Consider the following 19,007-nt stretch of genomic DNA (forward strand, 5'->3'; position numbering starts at 1 on the left):
CGCGAACCTGATCCGTAGCGCTCGGCCCCGCGCGCCTTATGCACGGCCTTATGCACGCCTCTTGCACGCCTTGCGCACTTCGTGCCCCCTCGCCCGCGCGCGGCCCCCAGCCTTCCCCGCAGCCTCCTTGAAAGACCCGATCGCAGCGACGTAATCCCACGGCGTCGTATCGCCGAACTTTTTTTGAGGAATCCCCATGAATCGAATCCTGCATTCCCTGTGCGCCGGCGCGCTGATCGCGGCGGCGCTGTCGCCGGCCGCGTCGCCTGCGCAGACGCCCGCGCGCGCGGCGCCCGGCGCGACCGCGAACGCCGCCCCGCCGACGCCCGCCGGGCTCGCGACGCTGCTGTCGAACGGCCTCGCGTTGCGCGTCGCCGTCGACAACAATCACGCGGCGTCGGCCGGCGTGCCGTGCGCCGATCTCGGCGCGGACTGGGCGAGCTGCGCGACGGGCCGCCTGATCCTGCAGAACCGCGGCCACCAGCCGATCGCCGACGGCGGCTGGCGGCTCTACCTGCACAGCATCCGCCGCCTGCTGCGGATCGACCGGCCGGGCTTCGCGCTGCGCCGCCTGACGGGCGACCTGTACGAACTGACGCCGCAGCCGGGTTCGCTCAGGCTCGCGCCGGGCGAGCGCATCGAGCTGCCGGTCGTCGCCGAATACTGGCTGCGCCGCTACAGCGACGTGATTCCGCGGCCCTACGTGGTCGTCGACGGCGCGCCGCCCGCGGTGCTGCGCTACAACGACACCGACGACGAGCTGCGCTATGTCGAATCGTTGCCCGCCGACGCGCAGAACAACTCACCCGGCAACGCACCGCCCGTCGCCGCGCGGCCGGACGCCAGCCGCGCGCTGCCGAGCGTGAAGCGGCAGCGCACGCTGGGCGGCACGCTCGAGCTGCGCGGGGTCGACCTGACGCTGCCGGAGCTCCCGTCCGCGCAAGTGGCGGCGTTGCGCGAGCGCGCCGGCACACTCGGGCTCGACGGCGCGCGCGTGCCGGTGTGGGGCGTCGTCGCACCGCGCCGGCTGCCGGCCGATATCGCGACGCCCGGCGGCTACCGGCTCGCGATCGGGCCGCGCGGCGCGTTCATCGAGGCCTACGATCGCGCCGGCCTCTACTACGGCGTGCAGACCCTGTTCTCGCTCGCGCCGGTCGGCGGCGGCACGCTTCCCGCGATGCTCGTCGAGGACGCGCCGCGCTTCGTCCATCGCGGCATGCACGTCGACCTCGCGCGCAACTTCAAGCATCCGGCGACGCTGCGCCGCCTGATCGACCAGATGAGCGCGTACAAGCTCAACCGGCTGCACCTGCACCTGTCCGACGACGAGGGCTGGCGCATCGAGATTCCCGGCCTGCCGGAGCTGACCGACGTCGGCGCGCGCCGCTGCCACGATCCGTCCGAAACGCGCTGCCTGCTGCCGCAGCTCGGCTCGGGGCCCAACGACCAGTCGGGCGGCGGCTACCTGACGCGCGCCGATTACGTGGCGCTGCTGCGCTACGCAGCCGACCGCTACGTCGAGGTGATTCCCGAAATCGACATGCCCGCGCACTCTCGCGCGGCCGTCGTGTCGATGGAGGCGCGCTATCGCCGCCTGCACGCGGCGGGCCGCGAGCAGGACGCGAACGCGTACCGCCTGCTCGATCCGCAGGACACGTCGAACCTGCTGACGGTGCAGTTCTACGACCGGCGCAGCGACCTGAACCCGTGCGTGCCCGGCGCGCTCAACTTCGCGACGAAGGTGATCCGCGAAATCGCGTCGATGCACGCGGACGCGCAAGTGCCGCTGCGCACCTGGCACTACGGTGGCGACGAGGCGAAGAACATCCTGCTCGGCGCGGGCTTCCAGCCGCTCAACGGCGCCGATCCGGGCAAGGGCCGCATCGATCTCGCCGCGCAGGACAAGCCGTGGGCGCGCTCGCCGGCGTGCACCGCGCTGCTGCAACGGGGCGAGGTCAAGTCGATCGACGAGCTGCCGACCCGCTTCGCGAAGCAGGTCAGCGCGGTCGTGAACGCGAACGGGATCGGCACGATGGCCGCGTGGCAGGACGGCATCAAGCACGCGAACGGTCCGCAGGACTTCAGCACGCGCAACGTGATGGTGTCGCTGTGGGACACGATCTTCTGGGGCGCGTCGGACAGCGCGCGCGACCTGAGCGCGAAGGGATACCGGACGGTGCTCGCGCTGCCCGACTACCTGTATTTCGATTTCCCGTACACGCTCAATCCGCGCGAGCGCGGCTATTACTGGGGCTCGCATGCGACCGACGAGTACAAGGTGTTCTCGCTCGCGCCGGAGAACCTGCCGCAGAACGCGGAAGTCATCGGCGACCGCGACGGCAATCCGTTCGAGGTGACGAGCGCCGGCCCCGCCCCGCGCCTCGAAGGGATCCAGGGGCAAGCGTGGGGCGAAGTGATGCGCAACGACCGGCTGCTCGAATACATGGTGTATCCGCGGCTGCTCGCGCTCGCCGAGCGCGCATGGCACAAGGCCGACTGGGAGCTGCCGTACGCGGCGGGCGTGCGCTACAAGCTCGGCGACACGCATCACGTCGACACGGCCGCGCTGCAGCGCGACTGGGCGGGCTTCGCGACGCTGCTCCAGCAGCGCGAACTGCCGAAGCTCGAACGCGCGGGGATCGGCTATCGGAAGCCGACGTTCACGCTGACGAACGAGTGAGCGACGGCCGGGTGCGCGCTTCGCGCGCGCCCCCGGTACGCTGGCGCCCGCAATCGCGCCCAACCCGCCTCAAACAAAAACGGCTTGCGATCATCGCAAGCCGTTTTTTGTTTCCCGGCCGGCGCGAACCCGTCACCGGGATTCACGCCGGCGCCGGTCGCACTACGCGGGCTGGGCCGCCGCGCTACCGCCCGCCGAAGGCAGACGCGCCGCCAGCAGCTGCGCATAACGCGACGCCGACGAACCGCAGACGATGTGGAACGTATCGGCCCCGACCCACGCGACGTCGAGCGACGCGAGCCGCTCGCGATCGACCGCCGACGGATCGAGCACCGCGACGCGCAGCCGCGTGGTCGCCACCGCGCCGAGCGACGCGACGTTGGTCGCGCCGCCGAACACCGCGAGCCAGCGCGCCGGATCGGGATCGAGCGGACCCGCCGCGCCGTCTGCCGTCGCGGCCGGCGCCACGGCGGCGCCGGTCGATGCCGTCGCCGTCGCGCCACCGCCGATCGCCGCGCGCATTTCGTCGGCGATGATGTCCGCCTCGGGCCCGATGATCACCTGCACGCTGTTGCCGCCGCGCTTGAGCACGCCGCGCGCGCCGATCGCCTTCAGGTCCGGTTCCGACACCTTGTCGGGATCGGCGACGGTCAGCCGCAGGCGCGTCGTGCACGCGTCGACGACCGTCAGGTTGCCCGCGCCGCCGAGCGCGGCGATGTAGCGCTGCGCGCGCGGCGCCGCGGCGCCCGCGGGCGCGACGTAGCCGCCGGATTCATACGACTCGGCCGCAGCTTCGGCCGTCGCCGGCTCGCGGCCCGGCGTCGCCATGTTGAACTTGCGGATGAAGAAGCGGAACAGCCCGTAGTACGCGATGCCGTACGCGATGCCGAGCGGAATCGCGACCCAGCCCTTCGTCGACAACCCGTAGTTCAGCACGTAGTCGATGCCGCCCGCCGAGAACGTGAAGCCGAGCTTCACGCCGAGCAGCTGGCAGATCGCGAGCGACAGCCCCGTCAGCACCGCGTGGATCACGTACAGCACCGGCGCGAGGAACATGAAGCTGAATTCGATCGGCTCGGTCACGCCGGTCAGGAACGACGTGAGCGCCATCGAGAACAGCAGGCCGCCGACCACCGCGCGGCGTTCCTTCGGCGCTTCGTGCAGCATCGCGAGGCACGCGGCCGGCAGGCCGAACATCATGATCGGGAAGAAGCCGGCCATGAAGGTGCCCGCGCTCGGGTCGCCCGCGAAGAAGCGGTGCAGGTCGCCGTGCACGAGCTCGCCGCCGGCCGGCGGCGTGAAGTTGCCGAACACGAACCACGCGAGCGAGTTGATGATGTGGTGCAGGCCCGTGACGAGCAGCAGCCGGTTCAGGAAGCCGAACACGAACGCGCCGATCGCGCCCGCGGTCGTCAGCCACTGGCCGGCCGCGTCGATCGCATGCTGGACCGGCTGCCACACGTAGCCGAACACGATGCCGAGCATCACGCACGCGAGGCCGGTGGCGATCGGCACGAAGCGCTTGCCGCCGAAGAACGCGAGGTAGTCGGGCAGCTTGATGTCCTTGTAGCGGTTGTACAGCAAGCCCGCGACCACGCCCGCGATGATCCCGGACAGCACGCCCATGTTCAGCTTGGGATCGATGTCCTTCATGATCGCGGTTTCGATCAGGTAGCCGATCGCGCCCGCGAGCGCCGCGACGCCGTTGTTGTCCTTCGCGAAGCCGACCGCCACGCCGATCGCGAACAGCAGCGGCAGGTTGTCGAAGATCGCGCCGCCCGCGTCGGCGATCATCTTGATGTTGAACACGTCCGGCTGGCCGAGCCGCAGCAGGATGCCGGCGACCGGCAGCACCGCGATCGGCAGCATCAGCGCCCTTCCCAGGCTCTGTATCTTCAGAAACGGATTCCCGTCCATTCAGTCCTCCAATCCTTGTCTCTTCGTTGACCTGATTGCTTTCGTAGTGAATTTGCGTTGCTGCTGAAACCGCACGCGAGTCCCCGCCGACGCTCAGTCGAGCGGCCAGATCTCGCGGCTTGCTGCCCTTACCGCCTGCGCCGAGTCGAGCGCGAGCAGATCCTGCGCGCGCTGGCGGCACAGCTGGTAATCGAGTCGGCGCACGCGCGCCTTGATGCCCGGCACCGACACCGGATCGACCGACAGCTCGGTCACGCCGAGGCCGACGAGGATCGGCACCGCGAGCGGATCGCCGCCGAGCGCGCCGCACACGCCGACCCACTTGCCGTGCTTCTGCGCGCCGCGCACCGCGATGTCGACCAGGCGCAGCACGGCCGGATGCAGGCCGTCCGCCTGCGCGGCCAGATCGGCCTGGCAGCGGTCCATCGCGAGCGTGTACTGGGTGAGGTCGTTGGTGCCGATCGACAGGAAGTCCGCATGCTGCGCGAGCTGGTCGGCCAACAGCGCCGCCGACGGCACCTCGATCATCACGCCGACCTCGATCGGCTCGGCGCGCCCCTGCGCGCGAGCGAACTCGTCGATGCGCCTTTTCAGCCGCACGAGCTCGCCCGCGTCGGTCACCATCGGCAGCAGGATGCGCACCGCGCCGAACGGCTTCACCGCGAGCAGGCCCTGCAGCTGGTCGTCGAGCAGATCGGGGCGCACCTGCGCGAGGCGGATGCCGCGCAGGCCGAGCGCCGGGTTCGGCTCGGGCGGCAGCGTCAGGTAGTCGACTTCCTTGTCCGCGCCGACGTCGAGCGTGCGGATGATCGCGGTGCGGCCCTGCAGCGCGTCGACGATCGACTGGTAGCTCTGCTGGTGCTCGACGGTCGTCGGCGCCGACTGGCGATGGATGAACATCAGCTCGGTGCGCAGCAGGCCGACCGCGTCCGCGCCGTTGTCGACCGCGGTGTTCGCGTCGTCGAGCGTCGCGATGTTCGCGGCGACCTCGATCGCGCGGCCGTCGGCGGTCGCGGCGGCTTCGCCCGCGGTCTGGCGGTTCGCTTCGCGCACGCCGGCGAGACGCTGGCGCTCATGCCGCGCACGCTCGACGTCGAGCGCGGTCGGCGCGTGTTCGAGACGGCCCGCGCTCGCGTCGACAACGACCTGCGTGCCGTCCGGAATCGCGTACAGCGCGTCGCCGACCGCGACGAGCGCCGGAATGCCGAGCTGGCGCGCGATGATCGCCGCGTGCGACGTCGCGCCGCCGCGCGCCATCACGAGCGCGGTCACGCGTTCGCGATCGAGCGACGACAGGTCCGACGGCGTGAATTCCTCGGCCGCGAGCACGGCCTCGTCGGGCAGCGCACGCGCCGCGCCGTTCGTGTGGCCGAGCGCGCGCAGCACGCGCTTCTCGATGTCGCGCAGGTCGGCCGCGCGCTCGGCGAGCAGCGCGTCGTCGAGCTTCGACAGCGTGTCGATCTGCGCGCGGATCGTCGCGCGCCACGCGAAGCCCGCGCTCTTGCCGAGGCTGATCAGGTCGCGCGCCGCGTCGATCAGCGTCGGGTCTTCGAGCAGCACGCGATGCACCGCGAAGATCCCCGCCTCGCCAACCGCGCCGCGCGCCGATGCGTTGCGCACGGTGACGTCGAGTTCGGCGTCGACGGCCTTCAGCGCCTGGTCGAGCTGGCGGCTTTCCGATGCGGGCGTGCCGCTCGCCTGCTCGGGCGGCGTGAGGTCCGCATCGTCGAGGCGCACCAGCGTGCCGACCGCGATGCCGGGCGCCGCGCACACGCCTGCGAGCGTGTTCGGATCCAGCGATGCGCCGGCGCTGCGCACGACCGCCTGCGGCGCGGGCGACAGCGTGCGCGCCGGCTTCTCCTCGACTTCGCCGTGCGCCTCGCGCAGCAGCTCGTGCGCGACCGCGTCGACCGCCTGCTGCGCCTGCGCGCCGCGGCCGACCAGCTCGATCGTCGCCTGTTCGCCGGCGCCGAGGCCGAGCAGCCCGACCACGCTTTCGATCGGCGCCTTGCGGCCGTCGAAATGCACGTCGACATGCGCGTCGAGCCCGCGCGCCGCCTCGCGCGCCCGCGCGGCCGGCCGCGCATGCAGGCCGCCCGGCTGCGTCAGCTGAATCGCGCGGCGCGCCTCGTTCATCGCCGCGGCGCCGGCCGCGGCCGCCTGCACGGCGGCGTTACCCTTGCCGCGCAGCGTGAGGAGCGGCGTCTCGCCCGCCGTCGCGAACCCTTGCGCGCGGTCGATCACGTCGAACGCATCGGAATTCGCGATCGCGATCACCGACACGAGCGAATGCGCGCTGCGCGCGACCGCGTCCTGGTCGAACTCGATCAGCAGGTCGCCCGCCTCGACGCGCGCGCCGGCCTCGACGCGCGCGGTAAAGCCCTGCCCGTTCAGCTCGACGGTGTCGATGCCGATGTGCAGCAGCACTTCCGCACCCTGCGGCGTCGTGATCGTCACCGCGTGGCCGGTGCGCGCGAGATGCGACACGATGCCGGCGCACGGCGCGACGAGCTTGCCGGCGAGCGGGTCGATGCCGATGCCGTCGCCGAACATCCCGCCGGAGAACACCGGATCGGGCACATCGGCCAGCGGAACGATCGGCCCCGTCAACGGGGCAAGCAGAACGATCTGATCGTGGGTGGGGCTCTTCAACTGGGACTCCTCGGCGCGTCTCATCGGCGTTCTCGGCTCATCAATGCGTTTCGGTGACTTTGTTCAGGTGGCGCGGCGTATCGGGATTGCGGCCGCGCGCGACGGCGAGATCCGCCGCCATCACGTAGAACGACAGAATGGCGGCGATCGGGTCGAGCGCCGCATGGGCGGACTGCGCGAGCGGCAACACCGTGCCTGACAGGCCGGGCGTGCCGGCCGGCGCGGCGAGCAGCACCGCGGCGCCGCGCGCGCGCATGTCGGCCGCGAGCTGCAGGAGGCCCGCCTGCTCCGGCCCCGGCGGCGCGAACACGAGCAGCGGGTAGTCGCGGTCGATCAGCTCCATCGGGCCGTGACGCACCTCGGCGCTCGAGAACGCCTCGGCCTGGATGCCGGAGGTTTCCTTCAGCTTCAGCGCGGCTTCCTGCGCGATCGCGAGGCCGAGGCCGCGGCCGATCACGATCATCCGCTCGACGTCGGCAAGCGCGGCGACGGCCGGCGACCAGTCGAGCGAACCCGCCTGCGCGAGCACGTCGGGCAGCCCGCGCAGCGCGGTCACGAGCGCCGCGTCGCGCTGCCAGAACGCAACGATCTGCGCGGACAGCGACAGGATCGCGATATAGCTCTTCGTGGCCGCGACCGACAGCTCCGGGCCGGCCAGCAGCGGCAGCTGGTGCTCGCATGCGTCGGCGAGCGGCGACGGCAGCACGTTGACCGCCGCGACGGTGCGCGCGCCGGCTTCGCGCAGCGCGGCCATCGTGTTGACGAGATCGGGGCTCTTGCCCGACTGGGAGAACGCGATCGCAAGCTGGTCCCGCACCTTCAGCGGTGCCTGCTGCAGCGTCGCGACCGACATCGGCAGCGACGCGACCGGCACACCGAGGCGGCTCATCGTCAGGCTTGCGAAATAACTGGCGGCGTGATCCGAGCTGCCGCGCGCGACCGTCAGCGCGACGGCCGGCGGATGATCCTGCAACTGGCCGGCGAGCGCTTCGACGCGCGCGGTGTCGGCGAGCTGCGCGGCGACGACCTGGGCGGACTCGCGCGCTTCCTTAAGCATATTCGACAATCGATTCTCCTTCGACGTAGGTCGCGGTGAGGTTCAGGTCGCGATCGAACACGGCGACGTCGGCCCATGCGCCGCGCGCGAGGCGGCCGCGATCGGCGATGCCGAGATAGTCGGCCGCGTAGCGCGACATCCGGTTCGACACGTCGGCGATCGGCAGGCCGAGCGACACGAGATTGCGCAGCGCCTGGTCCATCGTCAGCGTGCTGCCGGCGAGCGTGCCGTCGGCGAGCCGCACGCCGCCGAGGCACTTCGTCACGTGCTGGCTGCCGAGCCGGTATTCGCCGTCGGGCATGCCGGTCGCCGACGTGCTGTCGGTCACGACGTACAGGCGCGGGATCGCGCGCAGCGCCGCGCGGATCGCGCCCGGATGCACGTGCAGCAGGTCGGGGATGATCTCCGCGTATTCGGCATGCGCGAGCGCCGCGCCGACGAGGCCCGGGTTGCGGTGATGCAGCGGCGACATCGCGTTGAACAGGTGCGTGAAGCCGCACGCGCCGTGCTTGAGCGCGGCGACCGCGTCGTCGTAGGTCGCGAGCGAGTGGCCGAGCTGCACGCGCACGCCGCGCGCGGCCATCTCGCCGATGATCTCGATGTGGCCGGCGATTTCCGGCGCGAGCGTGACGACGCGGATCGGCGCGATCGACAGGTACTTCAGCACTTCGTCGAGCACGGCCGACACGGCCGCGTCCGGCTGCGCGCCGAGCTTGCCCGGGTTGATGTACGGCCCTTCGAGGTGCACGCCGAGCACGCGCGCGCCGCCCGGCGTGCGGGTGCGCGCGACGCTGCCGAGGTTGCCGACGACCTTCATCAGCTCGTCGCGCGGCGCGGTCATCGTCGTCGCGAGCAGGCTCGTCGTGCCGTACTGCGCGTGCGTGCGGGCGATCGTCTCGATCGCGTCGCCGCCTTCCATCACGTCGGCGCCGCCGCCGCCGTGCACGTGCAGGTCGATGAAGCCGGGCAGGATGTACGGCGCGTCGTTCTTCGCGGGATCGGCAGGGGCGCCGTCGAGCGCCGTGATGCGCCCGTTCTCGCAATCGAGCGAACCGTGAATCCAGCCGTCGGGGGTGAGGATGTTTCCAGTCAGCATGACATTCTCTTGATGATCTGGTGACGCGGCGAGCCCCGCGTCGCGATGTGCAAAATCCGCAGGGTGCGCCGGTCGTCGCGCGCCGGTGCAGTCTCCCGCGTCAGCGTTTCAGTTCGGCGACGAAGTCGTAGTAATCGTCGCGGCAATACGTTTCGGTCATTTCGATCGCGCGCTCGTCGGCGCCGTAGCCGATGCGCGTGATCACGAGGAGCGCCGCGCCCGGCGCCACCGCCATCCATTTCGCGATGTCGCGCGTCGCGTTCACCGCGCGAAAGTGCTGCAGCGCGCGCACCACGACCTTGCCGCGCGCTTCGAGGTGCTCGTACAGCGACGCGCCGAGCGCGTGCGGATCGGGCACCACCGCGGCCGGCAGCGTCGAGTGCTCGACCGCCATCACGATGCCGTCCGCGCGGCGCAGCCGCTCGAGCCGCGCGACCAGCGCGCCGGGCGCCAGGCCGAGATGCGTGATCTCGTCGCGGCTCGCGGCGCGCAGCTTGCGCGACAGCCACACCGAATCCGGCGCGAAGCCGCGCTGGCGCATCTTCGCGGTGAAGCCGACCAGGCGCGACAGCGGATCGGTGACGCGCGGCGTGATGAAGGTGCCCGCGCCGCGCGCCCGCGTGACCAGGCCCTGCTCGACCAGCAGCGCCAGCGCGCGCCGCGCGGTGATCCGCGACACGCCGACCGACGCCGACAGCACCCGCTCCGACGGCAGCGCCTCGCCGGCCTGCCATGCGCCGTCGTGGATCGCGCTCGCCAGATTGCGCGCGAGCTGCAGATAGAGCGGCGTATCGCGGTGAGGATCGGGCGCCAGTTCGGAACAGCCGGTTTCCATGAGCCTCCGGGGAGTCGGACGACGGACGCGGGCCGTCGGAAAGTGAACGCATTATATAACCACAATAATACCAGTCAACGAACTGGTATTAGTGTCGTGAAAATCGCCGGAAGCCTTGCCACGCAAGCGTTTTAGTCGCGGCAAAGCCTTTGTTTACAATGCGATACGGGGTAGGGATTTACCCGAGGTGGTATGCAATGGGATGGTTTCTCGATGCCGCCGGACGGGAGAATCGCGACGGAAATGAGACCGGAATAGAACCAGTTACGCGTACTGGTATGCATCGCGCAACGGGGCGAGGGCGGCGGATGCTCAGTGGAATTCGCGGCTCGACGTGCGCAGGCCGCCGAGCAGCGGCGTCAGGTCCTCGAAATGCTGCGCGACGAGGTGCCGCACGTCGCTCACGACCTGCCAGACGCCCGACGCCGCGAGCAGCCGCGAATCGAGCGTCTCGCGGCGCTGCCGCGCGAGCAGCTCGGGCCGGACGATCAGGTTCACGCAACCCGTTTCGTCCTCGAGCGTCATGAACATCACGCCCTTCGCGGTGCCCGGCATCTGCCGCGCGATCACGAGCCCGCAGGCGCGCGCGAGCCGGCCGTCGGGACGGTCGCGCAGCTCGGCCGCGGACGACAGCCGCCGCGCGCGCAGCACGGGCCGCAGCAGCGCGACGGGGTGGCGGTTCAGCGTGAGGCCCGTCGTGTGGTAATCGGCGAGGATGTCGTCGGCCTCCGACGGCGCGCCGAGCGCGGGCATCTCCGGTTCGTCGATCGGCGCGGCCGCGAGCAGGTCGCGCTCCGGCGCCGCGGCGACGGCCTGCCACAACGCATCGCGACGATGGCCGGCGAGCGTCGCGAGCGCGTTCGCGGCGGCGAGCGCCTCGAGGTCGCGGCGCTCGAGCTGCGCGCGCCGCGCGAGCGCGTCGACGCGCTCGAACGGCCCTGCCGCGCGCGCGGCCTCGATCCGCCGCGCGGCCGCCTCGCCGAGGCCGCGCACGAGCGACAGGCCGAGCCGCACCGCGGGCCGTCCGTGCGGCGGCGCGTCGCCGGGCAGCGCTTCGAGCGATGCTTCCCAGCCGCTGTGCGTCGCATCGACCGGCAACACCGTCACGCCGTGGCGCTTCGCGTCCTGCACGAGCTGCGCGGGCGCGTAGAAGCCCATCGGCTGGCTGTTCAGCAGCGCGGTGAGGAAGATTTCGGGCTCGTGGCATTTGAGCCAGCTGCTCGCGTACACGAGATGCGCGAAGCTCGCCGCGTGGCTCTCCGGAAAACCGTAGTCGCCGAAGCCCTTGATCTGCTCGAAGATCTGCTCGGCGAATTCGGGCGGATAGTCGCGCTCCCGCATGCCGTCGACGATCTTGCGGTGATATTGCTCGAGATTGCCCTTGCGCTTCCACGCGGCCATCGCGCGCCGCAGCTCGTCGGCCTCGCCGGGCGTGAAGCCGGCCGCGATCATCGCGATCTGCATCACCTGCTCCTGGAAGATCGGCACGCCTTTCGTGCGTTCGAGCGCGGGCTTCAGGTCCTCCTTCGGATAGCTGACTTTCTCGATCCCCTGCCGCCGCTTCAGGTACGGGTGCACGGCGCCGCCCTGGATCGGCCCCGGCCGCACGATCGCGACCTCGATCACGAGGTCGTAATAGTTGCGCGGCCTCAGGCGCGGCAGCATCGACATCTGCGCGCGCGATTCGATCTGGAACACGCCGACCGTGTCGGCGCGACAGATCATGTCGTAGGTCGCTTCGTCATCCTGCGGAATGTCGTCCATCCCGAACGGCCTGTCGTCGCCGGGCCGGCCGGCCCGCTTCGGTGGCCCGCGCCACGCGGTGACCATGTCGAACGCGCGATGCAGCGCCGACAGCATGCCGAGCGCCAGCACGTCGACCTTCATCAGCCCGAGCGCTTCGAGGTCGTCCTTGTCCCACTGGATCACGCGCCGCCCGTCCATCGCCGCGTTCTCGACCGGCACGAGTCGCGTGAGCTTGCCGCGGCTGATCACGAAACCGCCCGAGTGCTGCGACAGATGGCGCGGAAAATTGAGCAGTCGCGCGGCAAGATCGGCCCACGCGCGGATCAGCGGCGTATCGGGATCGAGCCCGACCGTCGCGAACTGCTGAAGCAGATCGCGACTGCCGTCGAACCAGCGATGCCCCTTCGCGACGCGGTCGATCAGCATCGGATCGACACCGAGCGCCTTGCCGGTCTCGCGCAGCACGCCGCGCGGACGATACGTCGATACGGCGGCCGCGAGCGCCGCGCGGTCCTTGCCGTATTTCTCGTACAGGTACTGGATGACTTCCTCGCGCCGCTGGTGCTCGAAGTCGACGTCGATGTCGGGCGGCTCGCCGCGCTCGCGGCTGATGAAGCGCTCGAACAGCAGCGTGCTGCGCTCCGGGTCCACCTCGGTGACGCCGAGGCAGTAGCAGACCACCGAATTCGCCGCCGAGCCGCGCCCCTGGCACAGGATGTCCCGGCTGCGCGCATAGGTGACGACGTCGTAGACCGTCAGGAAGAACGGCTCGTAGTGCAGATCCTCGATCAGCCCGAGTTCGTGCTCGATCAGCTTCACCACCTTCTCCGGCACGCCGTGCGGATAACGCCGGTGCGCCCCCGCCCAAACCTCCTGGCTGAGGTAGCTGGCCGGCGTATGCCCCTCCGGCACGAGTTCGAGTGGATATTCGTAGTGCAGGTCACCTAGCGAGAAACCGCATGCGTCGAGAATCGCGCACGTCTCCTCGATCTCGTCCGACGAGAACAGCTTCGCGATCCGGTTCCGCGCGCGCAGATGCTGCTCCGCATTCGGCGCGAGCGCATAGCCGCATTCCGAGACCGGCATCCCGATCCGGATCGCCGTCATCACGTCCTGCAGCGGCTTGCACGAACGCTTGTGCATCGTCACGTCGCCGAGCGCGACGATGCGCACGCCGCGCCGCTCGCCCGCCGCACGAATCTCCTCGCGTTGCGCGCCGTCCAGCGCTCGCTGCAACTGCACGAGCCCGAGCCGCGCACGCTCGCCGAACGTTGCACGAAACCATGCGACCTGCGCATCGAGCACGTTCGCGCGAACCGGATATGCCGGCACGAGGATCGCGAAGCAGTCGGGCATCCCGCGCAAGTGCGCGAATTTCGCGGGAGGCGCCGACAACATCCGCGGCGTCAGTCGATACGTACCCTTCGGCGCTTCCATCCGCCGCCACGAAATCAGTTCGGACAGGTTGCCGTAGCCTTCGCGGTTCTGCGCTAGCAGCACGAGCCCGAACGCGCCGGGGCCCGGATCGTGGCCGGGTGGAACATCATCCGGCGTCACCTCGAAGTACGCGCCGACGATCAGCGGCAGCCCTTTCGCCTGCGCCGCGACATGCATCCGCGGCGCGCCCGCGAGCGAGCATTCGTCGGTGATCGCGATCCCGCGATAGCCGAGCTCGACCGCGCGCTCGACCAGCTCCTCCGCATGCGACGCGCCATGCAGGAACGAAAAGTTCGAACGGCAGAACAGCTCCGCGTAATCGGGCAGCAACTTGAATTCCGCAACCATCACCACTCACCCGAACAGGCCGTGCAGGAACCAGCGCGGTTCGGACTCGCTCCCCGACCGCTCCTTGAATACCCAGTAACACGCGCCGGCCTCGTCCTGCGCAACGCAGTAATCGCGTGCAGCCAGCTGACCGTCGAACCACCCCGCCTCGATCCGCTCGGGCGACGACATCATCCTGAGCGGCGTATGGAACACCGGCCGGTTCTCGCGCATCAGCAGCGGCTGCGGCTCGGCCAGCAGCCACACGGGACGCGGCGGCGCGGCCGGCGGCCCGGCAGCCGGCTTGCCGGCCTGCGCGTCGAGCGGCAGCCAGCGGTTCGCGGCCTCGGGCCGGTGATCGGCGACGGGCGCCGCGCGCAATACGTTCTCCGCGCCAAGCCGCGCGACCAGCAGCTCGATGAGCCGCGCACGCGTCTCGCGCGTGCCGCCCGGCTCGGGAAACAGGTCATCGGCCGGCGGCGCGACTGACTCGACACGCGTGGCCGTCAGGCGCACCGCGATCACCGCGGCGGGCAGCTCGACGCGGGCAAGCCGCTCGCCGAGCAGCCGCATGAAGTGCGCCTCGTCGCGCACGGGCGACGCGAACGCGAGTTCGAGCGGGGTCGGCGGCACGGCCTGGCGGCCGCGCTCGTGCTCGAGACCGAACGTCATCGCGGCCAGCGACAGCTGCCGCGCGGACAGCCAGCCGCACAGCTGCACGACGAGTCGCCGCGCGGCGAACAGCACGGCCTCCGCGTATTCGACGCGCTCCGGCAATTCGAGCCGCACGTCGAACACGGGCGGCACCGGCATCCACGCCAGCGGCTCGACCGCATCGCCGTATGCGCGGTCGAGCGCGGCCAGCAGCGCGGGACCGCAGCGGCGCTGCAGCCCCGCGCGCGGCAGGCCGCGCAGGTCGGCCAGCGTGCGGCAGCCGAGGCCGTCGAACCAGTCCGCATACGGACGCGCGTCGGGCAGCAGCACGCACGGCAGAGCGTCGAGCGCGCGGACGAGCGACGCATGGCCGGCCACCCGGCGCCGGCTGCGCGAGCGGGCCGACGCGCGCGCGAGCAGCCACGCGCCGCGCCCGGTCGGCGCGGCGGACAGGCACGCTGCATAGCCGAGCGCCGCGAGCGTCGCGCGCACCTGGCGGCACAGCGACGGCAGGCCGCCGAACAGGCGCAGGCTCGGGCCGACATCGACGACGAGCGTCGCTTCGTCGTCGAGCGCGACGCACGGCGAGAAGCGCAGCAGCGCGAGCGCGACCGCGCGCAGCGCATCGGCCTCGCGCGCCGGGTCGCGCTCGACGAGCTGCGTGTGCGGCGCGAGCGTCAGCACGCCGCCGCGCTTCATGCCCGCGCGCACGCCCTGCCGGTGCGCGGCCGCGTCGGCGATCAGCACGACGCCCTGCTCGAGCACCGCACAGCCGGCCTCGCCGTCAGACGGCGGCGGGGCGCGCACGTCGAGCGGCAGGCGCGGCAGATGGATGCCGAGCAAGACGCGCATAGCGGCTCTCCACGATGGGCGACGGCAGGTCGAGCACGAGCGGCTCGCTGCGTGCGGGGCCGCGACGCTTGACGATGTCGATCGACACGCCGCCCGGCACCGGATGCAGCGCGACGCGCAGCACGGCCGGCGACGGCTGCCGCGCGGCCGGCAGCGGGCGCAGCATCACGAACAGCGTGTCGCCCGTGCGCGCGGCCGCGAGATGCAGGCGCCGCAGCGCATCGGGCCGCGCGTCCTGCCAGAGCAGCAGCGCACCGCAGCAGCCTGTCTTGAGCGCCTGCTCGGCGGCCCACAGCGCGTCCGTGCGGCTGCCGGCGCGCAGCCACAGCAGCGCGTCGGCCGGCACGCCGAGACCGGCGAGCGCGGTCGCATGCGGCGACTGCGGCGGCGCGACGAGCGCGAGCGGCCGCCGGGCGCTGACGGTGTGCGCGAGCGCGGGCGCGAGCAGCCGCATCTCGCCGCAGCCCGGCTGCGCGGCCAGCAGTTCGACGAGCCCGCCGACCGGCCAGCCGCCGCCCGGCAACTCGGCGGACAGCGACGCGAAACCCGTGTCGATCGTGCGCGGACCGCCGCGCGCGAGCTGCGAGCCGCGCCATAGCGACGGATGAAGGGATTCAGGAGAAATGGAGGATGCGAGCATGACGCCACCCACAACTGTATGGATATACAGTATATGGCAATGCGCTCGCGTCGCACAGCGCCGGTGCGAAACCGGCTTTTCATCAGACGAAGGACGGGGAGCAAGCCGGGCCGGGCGTCACGAGGCGACGCGCCCGGTCAGGTTCGGCCCGGCCAGGTTCGGCCCGGCTTGATCAACCGACTCGGAGCGACCGGCCGGCGCGGCTGTGCCGGCCGGCCCACGCGCCGCGCATCAGCCAAGCAGCAGCGCATCGTCGTCGAGCTGCTCGTGCCGCACCCTCTCGAACATCTGCAGCAGGTCCGGCACGTCGAGCCCCTTGCGCGCGTCGCCCGACACGTCGAGCACGACCTGCCCCTGGTGCAGCATCACCGTGCGGTCGCCGTAGTCGAGCGCCTGCCGCATGCTGTGCGTGACCATCATCGTCGTCAGCCGGCTCTCGGCGACGATGCGCGCGGTCAGCTCCAGCACGAACGCGGCCGTCTTCGGGTCGAGCGCGGCCGTATGCTCGTCGAGCAGCAGGATCCGCGACGGCCGCAGCGACGCCATCAGCAGGCTCACGGCCTGCCGCTGGCCGCCCGACAGCAGCCCGATCCGGTCGGTCAGCCGGTTCTCGAGGCCGAGATTGAGCAGCCGCAGCTTGTCGCGAAACAGCTCGCGCGACGGCCGATCGAGCGCGGCCTTGAAGCCGCGCCGCCCGCCCCGCGCCATCGCGAGCGCCATGTTCTCCTCGATCGTCAGCGCCTCGCAGGTGCCGGCCATCGGGTCCTGGAACACGCGCGCGACGAGGTGCGCGCGGTCCCACGCGGGCTGGCGCGTGACGTCCGCGCCGTCGATCGCGATGCGGCCCGCATCGACCGCCTGGTCGCCGCTGATCGCGTTGAGGAAGGTCGACTTGCCCGCGCCGTTCGAGCCGATCACCGCGACGAACTGGCCGTCCGGAATATCGAGCGACAGCCCGCGCAGCGCACGCGTCTCGATCGGCGTGCCGGGATTGAACGTGAGTTTCAGGTCTTGTGCGGACAGCATGTCATGCCCCTCCGTTCTTGCGCGCGAACAGCTTCTTGCGCGTCGCCGGCAGCACCAGCGCGATCGTGACGAGCGCGGCGGTCACCAGGTTCAGGTCCTGCGCCTTCAGGCCGATGAATTCGCTGTTCAGCGCGAGCGCGATGAAGAAGCGGTAGACGATCGCGCCGAGCACGACCGCGAGCGTCGTCAGCACCAGCCGGCGCGCGGGCAGCAGCGTCTCGCCGATGATCACCGCGGCCAGCCCGATCACGATCGTGCCGATCCCCATCGAGATGTCCGCGCCGCCCTGCGTCTGCGCGAAGAGGGCCCCCGCGAGCGCGACGAGCGCGTTCGACAGCGCCATCCCGGCGAGCGTCGCGCGGCCGGTGGCGATGCCCTGCGCGCGCGCCATCCGCGGGTTCGCGCCGGTCGCGCGCATCGCGAGGCCGAGCTGCGACGAGAAGAACCAGTCGAGGCCGAGCTTCGCGACCACGACGACGACGGCGAGCAGCGCCGGGCGCAGCACGTAGTCGGGCAGCCAGTCCGGCTGCAGCACGGTGAAGAGCGTCGGCTCGGTGATGAGCGGCACGTTCGGCCGGCCCATGATCCGCAGGTTCACCGAATAGAGCGCGATCATCATCAGGATGCTGGCGAGCAGATCCATGATCTTCAGGCGCACGTTGAGCCAGCCGGTGACGAAGCCGGCCACGGCGCCCGCGACGATCGCGAAGCCGGTCGCCGCGAACGGGTCGAAGCCGGCCGAGATCAGCGTCGCGGCCACGGCACCGCCGAGCGGGAAGCTGCCGTCGACGGTCAGGTCGGGAAAGTTGAGGATGCGGAACGAGATCAGCACCCCGAGCGCGACGAGGCTGAAGATCAGGCCGATCTCCAGTGCGCCCAGAAACGAGAACAGAGACATGGTGGGGAAATCCTGTTGCTTCCCGGCCGGACGGGTGCGGCCGGGCGAAGCGAACGAGCGGCCCCGGTAAGGGCCGAGCGTCCGGCGGTTTCGTTCAGGCCCGGATCGGGGCCTTCAAGCGCGGCGGCCGGCAGCGGCTTACTTGATGACCGTCTTCGCGTCCTTGACGAGATCCTGCGACAGCGTCACGCCCTGCTTCGCGGCCGCGCCCGTGTTCACGAACAGCTCGAGGTTGCTGCTCGTCTCCGACGCGATCGCGCCCGGCTTCTCGCCCTTCAGGATGCGCGCGACGACCTTGCCGGTCTGCCGGCCGAGATCGCCGTAGTTGATGCCGAGCGCCGCGATGCCGCCGCGCTTCACGCTGTCGGTGTCGCCCGCGACGAGCGGGATCTTCGCTTCGTTCGCGACCTTCACGAGCGCTTCGTACGCGGACACGACGTTGTTGTCGGTGTTCGTGTAGATCACGTCGACCTTGCCGATCAGGCTCTTCGCGGCCGGGCCGATGTCGACGGTGCGCGGCGCGGCCGCTTCCTTGAGCGTCATCCCCTGCTTCGCGAGGATCTCCTTGAGCTCCTTCACGACGACGACCGAATTCGCTTCGCCCGGGTTGTAGACCATGCCGACCGTCTTCGCCTTCGGCACCACGCGCTTGATCAGCGCGACCTGGCGGTCGAGCGGCAGCTTGTCGGACACGCCCGTCACGTTGGCGCCCGCCGGGCCCCAGCCCTTCACGAGCTGCGCGGCGACCGGATCGGTCACGCCCGAGTAGACGACCGGCACGCTCTTCGTCGACGCGACGACCGCCTGCGCGGCCGGCGTCGCGATCGCGACGATCACGTCGGGCTGGTCGCCGACGAACTTGCGCGCGATCTGCGCGGCGGTGCCCGTGTTGCCCTGCGCGCTCTGGTATTCCCACTTGAGCTTGTCGTCGCCGTAGCCTTCGGCCTTCAGTTCCGCGCGCACGCCGTCGCGGATCGCGTCGAGCGCCGGGTGATCGACGATCGACAGCACCTTGACGGTCTGCGCCTGCACGGCGCCGGCCAGCGCCAGCGCGGCAACGCCGGCCGTGATCGAACGGATCGCGAAAGTCTTGAAACGCTTCATGGGTGTGTCTCCCCGTATTCTCGGTTCTGGTTGATGGTGTCTCCGCTGCGGCGGCGCACCTGCAACGGTGCGCGGCGGCGAAAGCG

General features: G+C 70.9%; 12 protein-coding genes. 1 reads left to right on the top strand and 11 read right to left on the bottom strand.

Translation table 11 applies throughout. The annotated features are described in order from the left end of the window. The first annotated feature begins 196 nt into the window (after positions 1-196). Positions 197-2,680, top strand: a complete 2,484-nt coding sequence (locus tag ACFIMZ_RS17140) for a family 20 glycosylhydrolase (RefSeq protein WP_431820548.1) — start codon at positions 197-199, stop codon at positions 2,678-2,680. A 162-nt stretch (positions 2,681-2,842) separates the two neighbouring features. Here ACFIMZ_RS17140 and nagE read toward each other — a convergent pair whose 3' ends face one another. From nagE to ACFIMZ_RS17195, 11 genes are all read right to left on the bottom strand, one after another. Next, positions 2,843-4,597, bottom strand: a complete 1,755-nt coding sequence (gene nagE / locus ACFIMZ_RS17145) for an N-acetylglucosamine-specific PTS transporter subunit IIBC (RefSeq protein WP_431820549.1) — start codon at positions 4,595-4,597, stop codon at positions 2,843-2,845. A gap of 93 nt (positions 4,598-4,690) precedes the next feature. Next, complete coding sequence (gene ptsP / locus ACFIMZ_RS17150; protein WP_431820550.1) at positions 4,691-7,273, bottom strand: phosphoenolpyruvate--protein phosphotransferase; 2,583 nt, start codon at positions 7,271-7,273, stop codon at positions 4,691-4,693. A 16-nt stretch (positions 7,274-7,289) separates the two neighbouring features. Beyond that, positions 7,290-8,306 (bottom strand): SIS domain-containing protein, encoded by a 1,017-nt coding sequence (locus tag ACFIMZ_RS17155; RefSeq protein ID WP_431822519.1) that lies wholly within the window; start codon positions 8,304-8,306, stop codon positions 7,290-7,292. Continuing rightward, positions 8,299-9,402 (bottom strand): N-acetylglucosamine-6-phosphate deacetylase, encoded by a 1,104-nt coding sequence (nagA, locus tag ACFIMZ_RS17160; protein WP_431820551.1) that lies wholly within the window; start codon positions 9,400-9,402, stop codon positions 8,299-8,301. The genes ACFIMZ_RS17155 and nagA overlap by 8 nt, the downstream gene beginning before the upstream one ends. A gap of 100 nt (positions 9,403-9,502) precedes the next feature. Next, positions 9,503-10,237 carry a GntR family transcriptional regulator gene (locus tag ACFIMZ_RS17165; RefSeq protein ID WP_431820552.1) on the bottom strand — a complete coding sequence of 245 codons (735 nt, stop codon included), beginning with the start codon at positions 10,235-10,237 and terminating at the stop codon, positions 9,503-9,505. 312 nt (positions 10,238-10,549) lie between these two features. Continuing rightward, positions 10,550-13,768, bottom strand: coding sequence for an error-prone DNA polymerase (locus ACFIMZ_RS17170; RefSeq protein ID WP_431820553.1), 3,219 nt, complete (start codon positions 13,766-13,768; stop codon positions 10,550-10,552). A gap of 6 nt (positions 13,769-13,774) precedes the next feature. Continuing rightward, positions 13,775-15,253, bottom strand: a complete 1,479-nt coding sequence (locus ACFIMZ_RS17175) for a Y-family DNA polymerase (protein ID WP_431820554.1) — start codon at positions 15,251-15,253, stop codon at positions 13,775-13,777. Beyond that, entirely contained in the window at positions 15,186-15,893 is a 708-nt protein-coding gene (gene imuA, locus ACFIMZ_RS17180) for a translesion DNA synthesis-associated protein ImuA (RefSeq protein WP_431820555.1), read from the bottom strand. The genes ACFIMZ_RS17175 and imuA overlap by 68 nt, the downstream gene beginning before the upstream one ends. Positions 15,894-16,124: 231 nt before the next feature. Then, a complete protein-coding gene (locus ACFIMZ_RS17185) occupies positions 16,125-16,919 on the bottom strand; it encodes an ABC transporter ATP-binding protein (protein ID WP_431820556.1) in 795 nt (264 codons plus the stop codon). Position 16,920: 1 nt separating this feature from the next. Continuing rightward, positions 16,921-17,817: an ABC transporter permease gene (locus ACFIMZ_RS17190; protein WP_431820557.1), complete on the bottom strand. Its 897-nt coding sequence runs from the start codon at positions 17,815-17,817 to the stop codon at positions 16,921-16,923. 138 nt (positions 17,818-17,955) lie between these two features. Beyond that, positions 17,956-18,921, bottom strand: a complete 966-nt coding sequence (locus ACFIMZ_RS17195) for an ABC transporter substrate-binding protein (RefSeq protein WP_431820558.1) — start codon at positions 18,919-18,921, stop codon at positions 17,956-17,958. Positions 18,922-19,007: the final 86 nt, after the last annotated feature.

The sequence above is a fragment of the Burkholderia sp. F1 genome, from assembly GCF_050813845.1.
GTDB classification, from domain to species: domain Bacteria; phylum Pseudomonadota; class Gammaproteobacteria; order Burkholderiales; family Burkholderiaceae; genus Burkholderia; species Burkholderia ubonensis.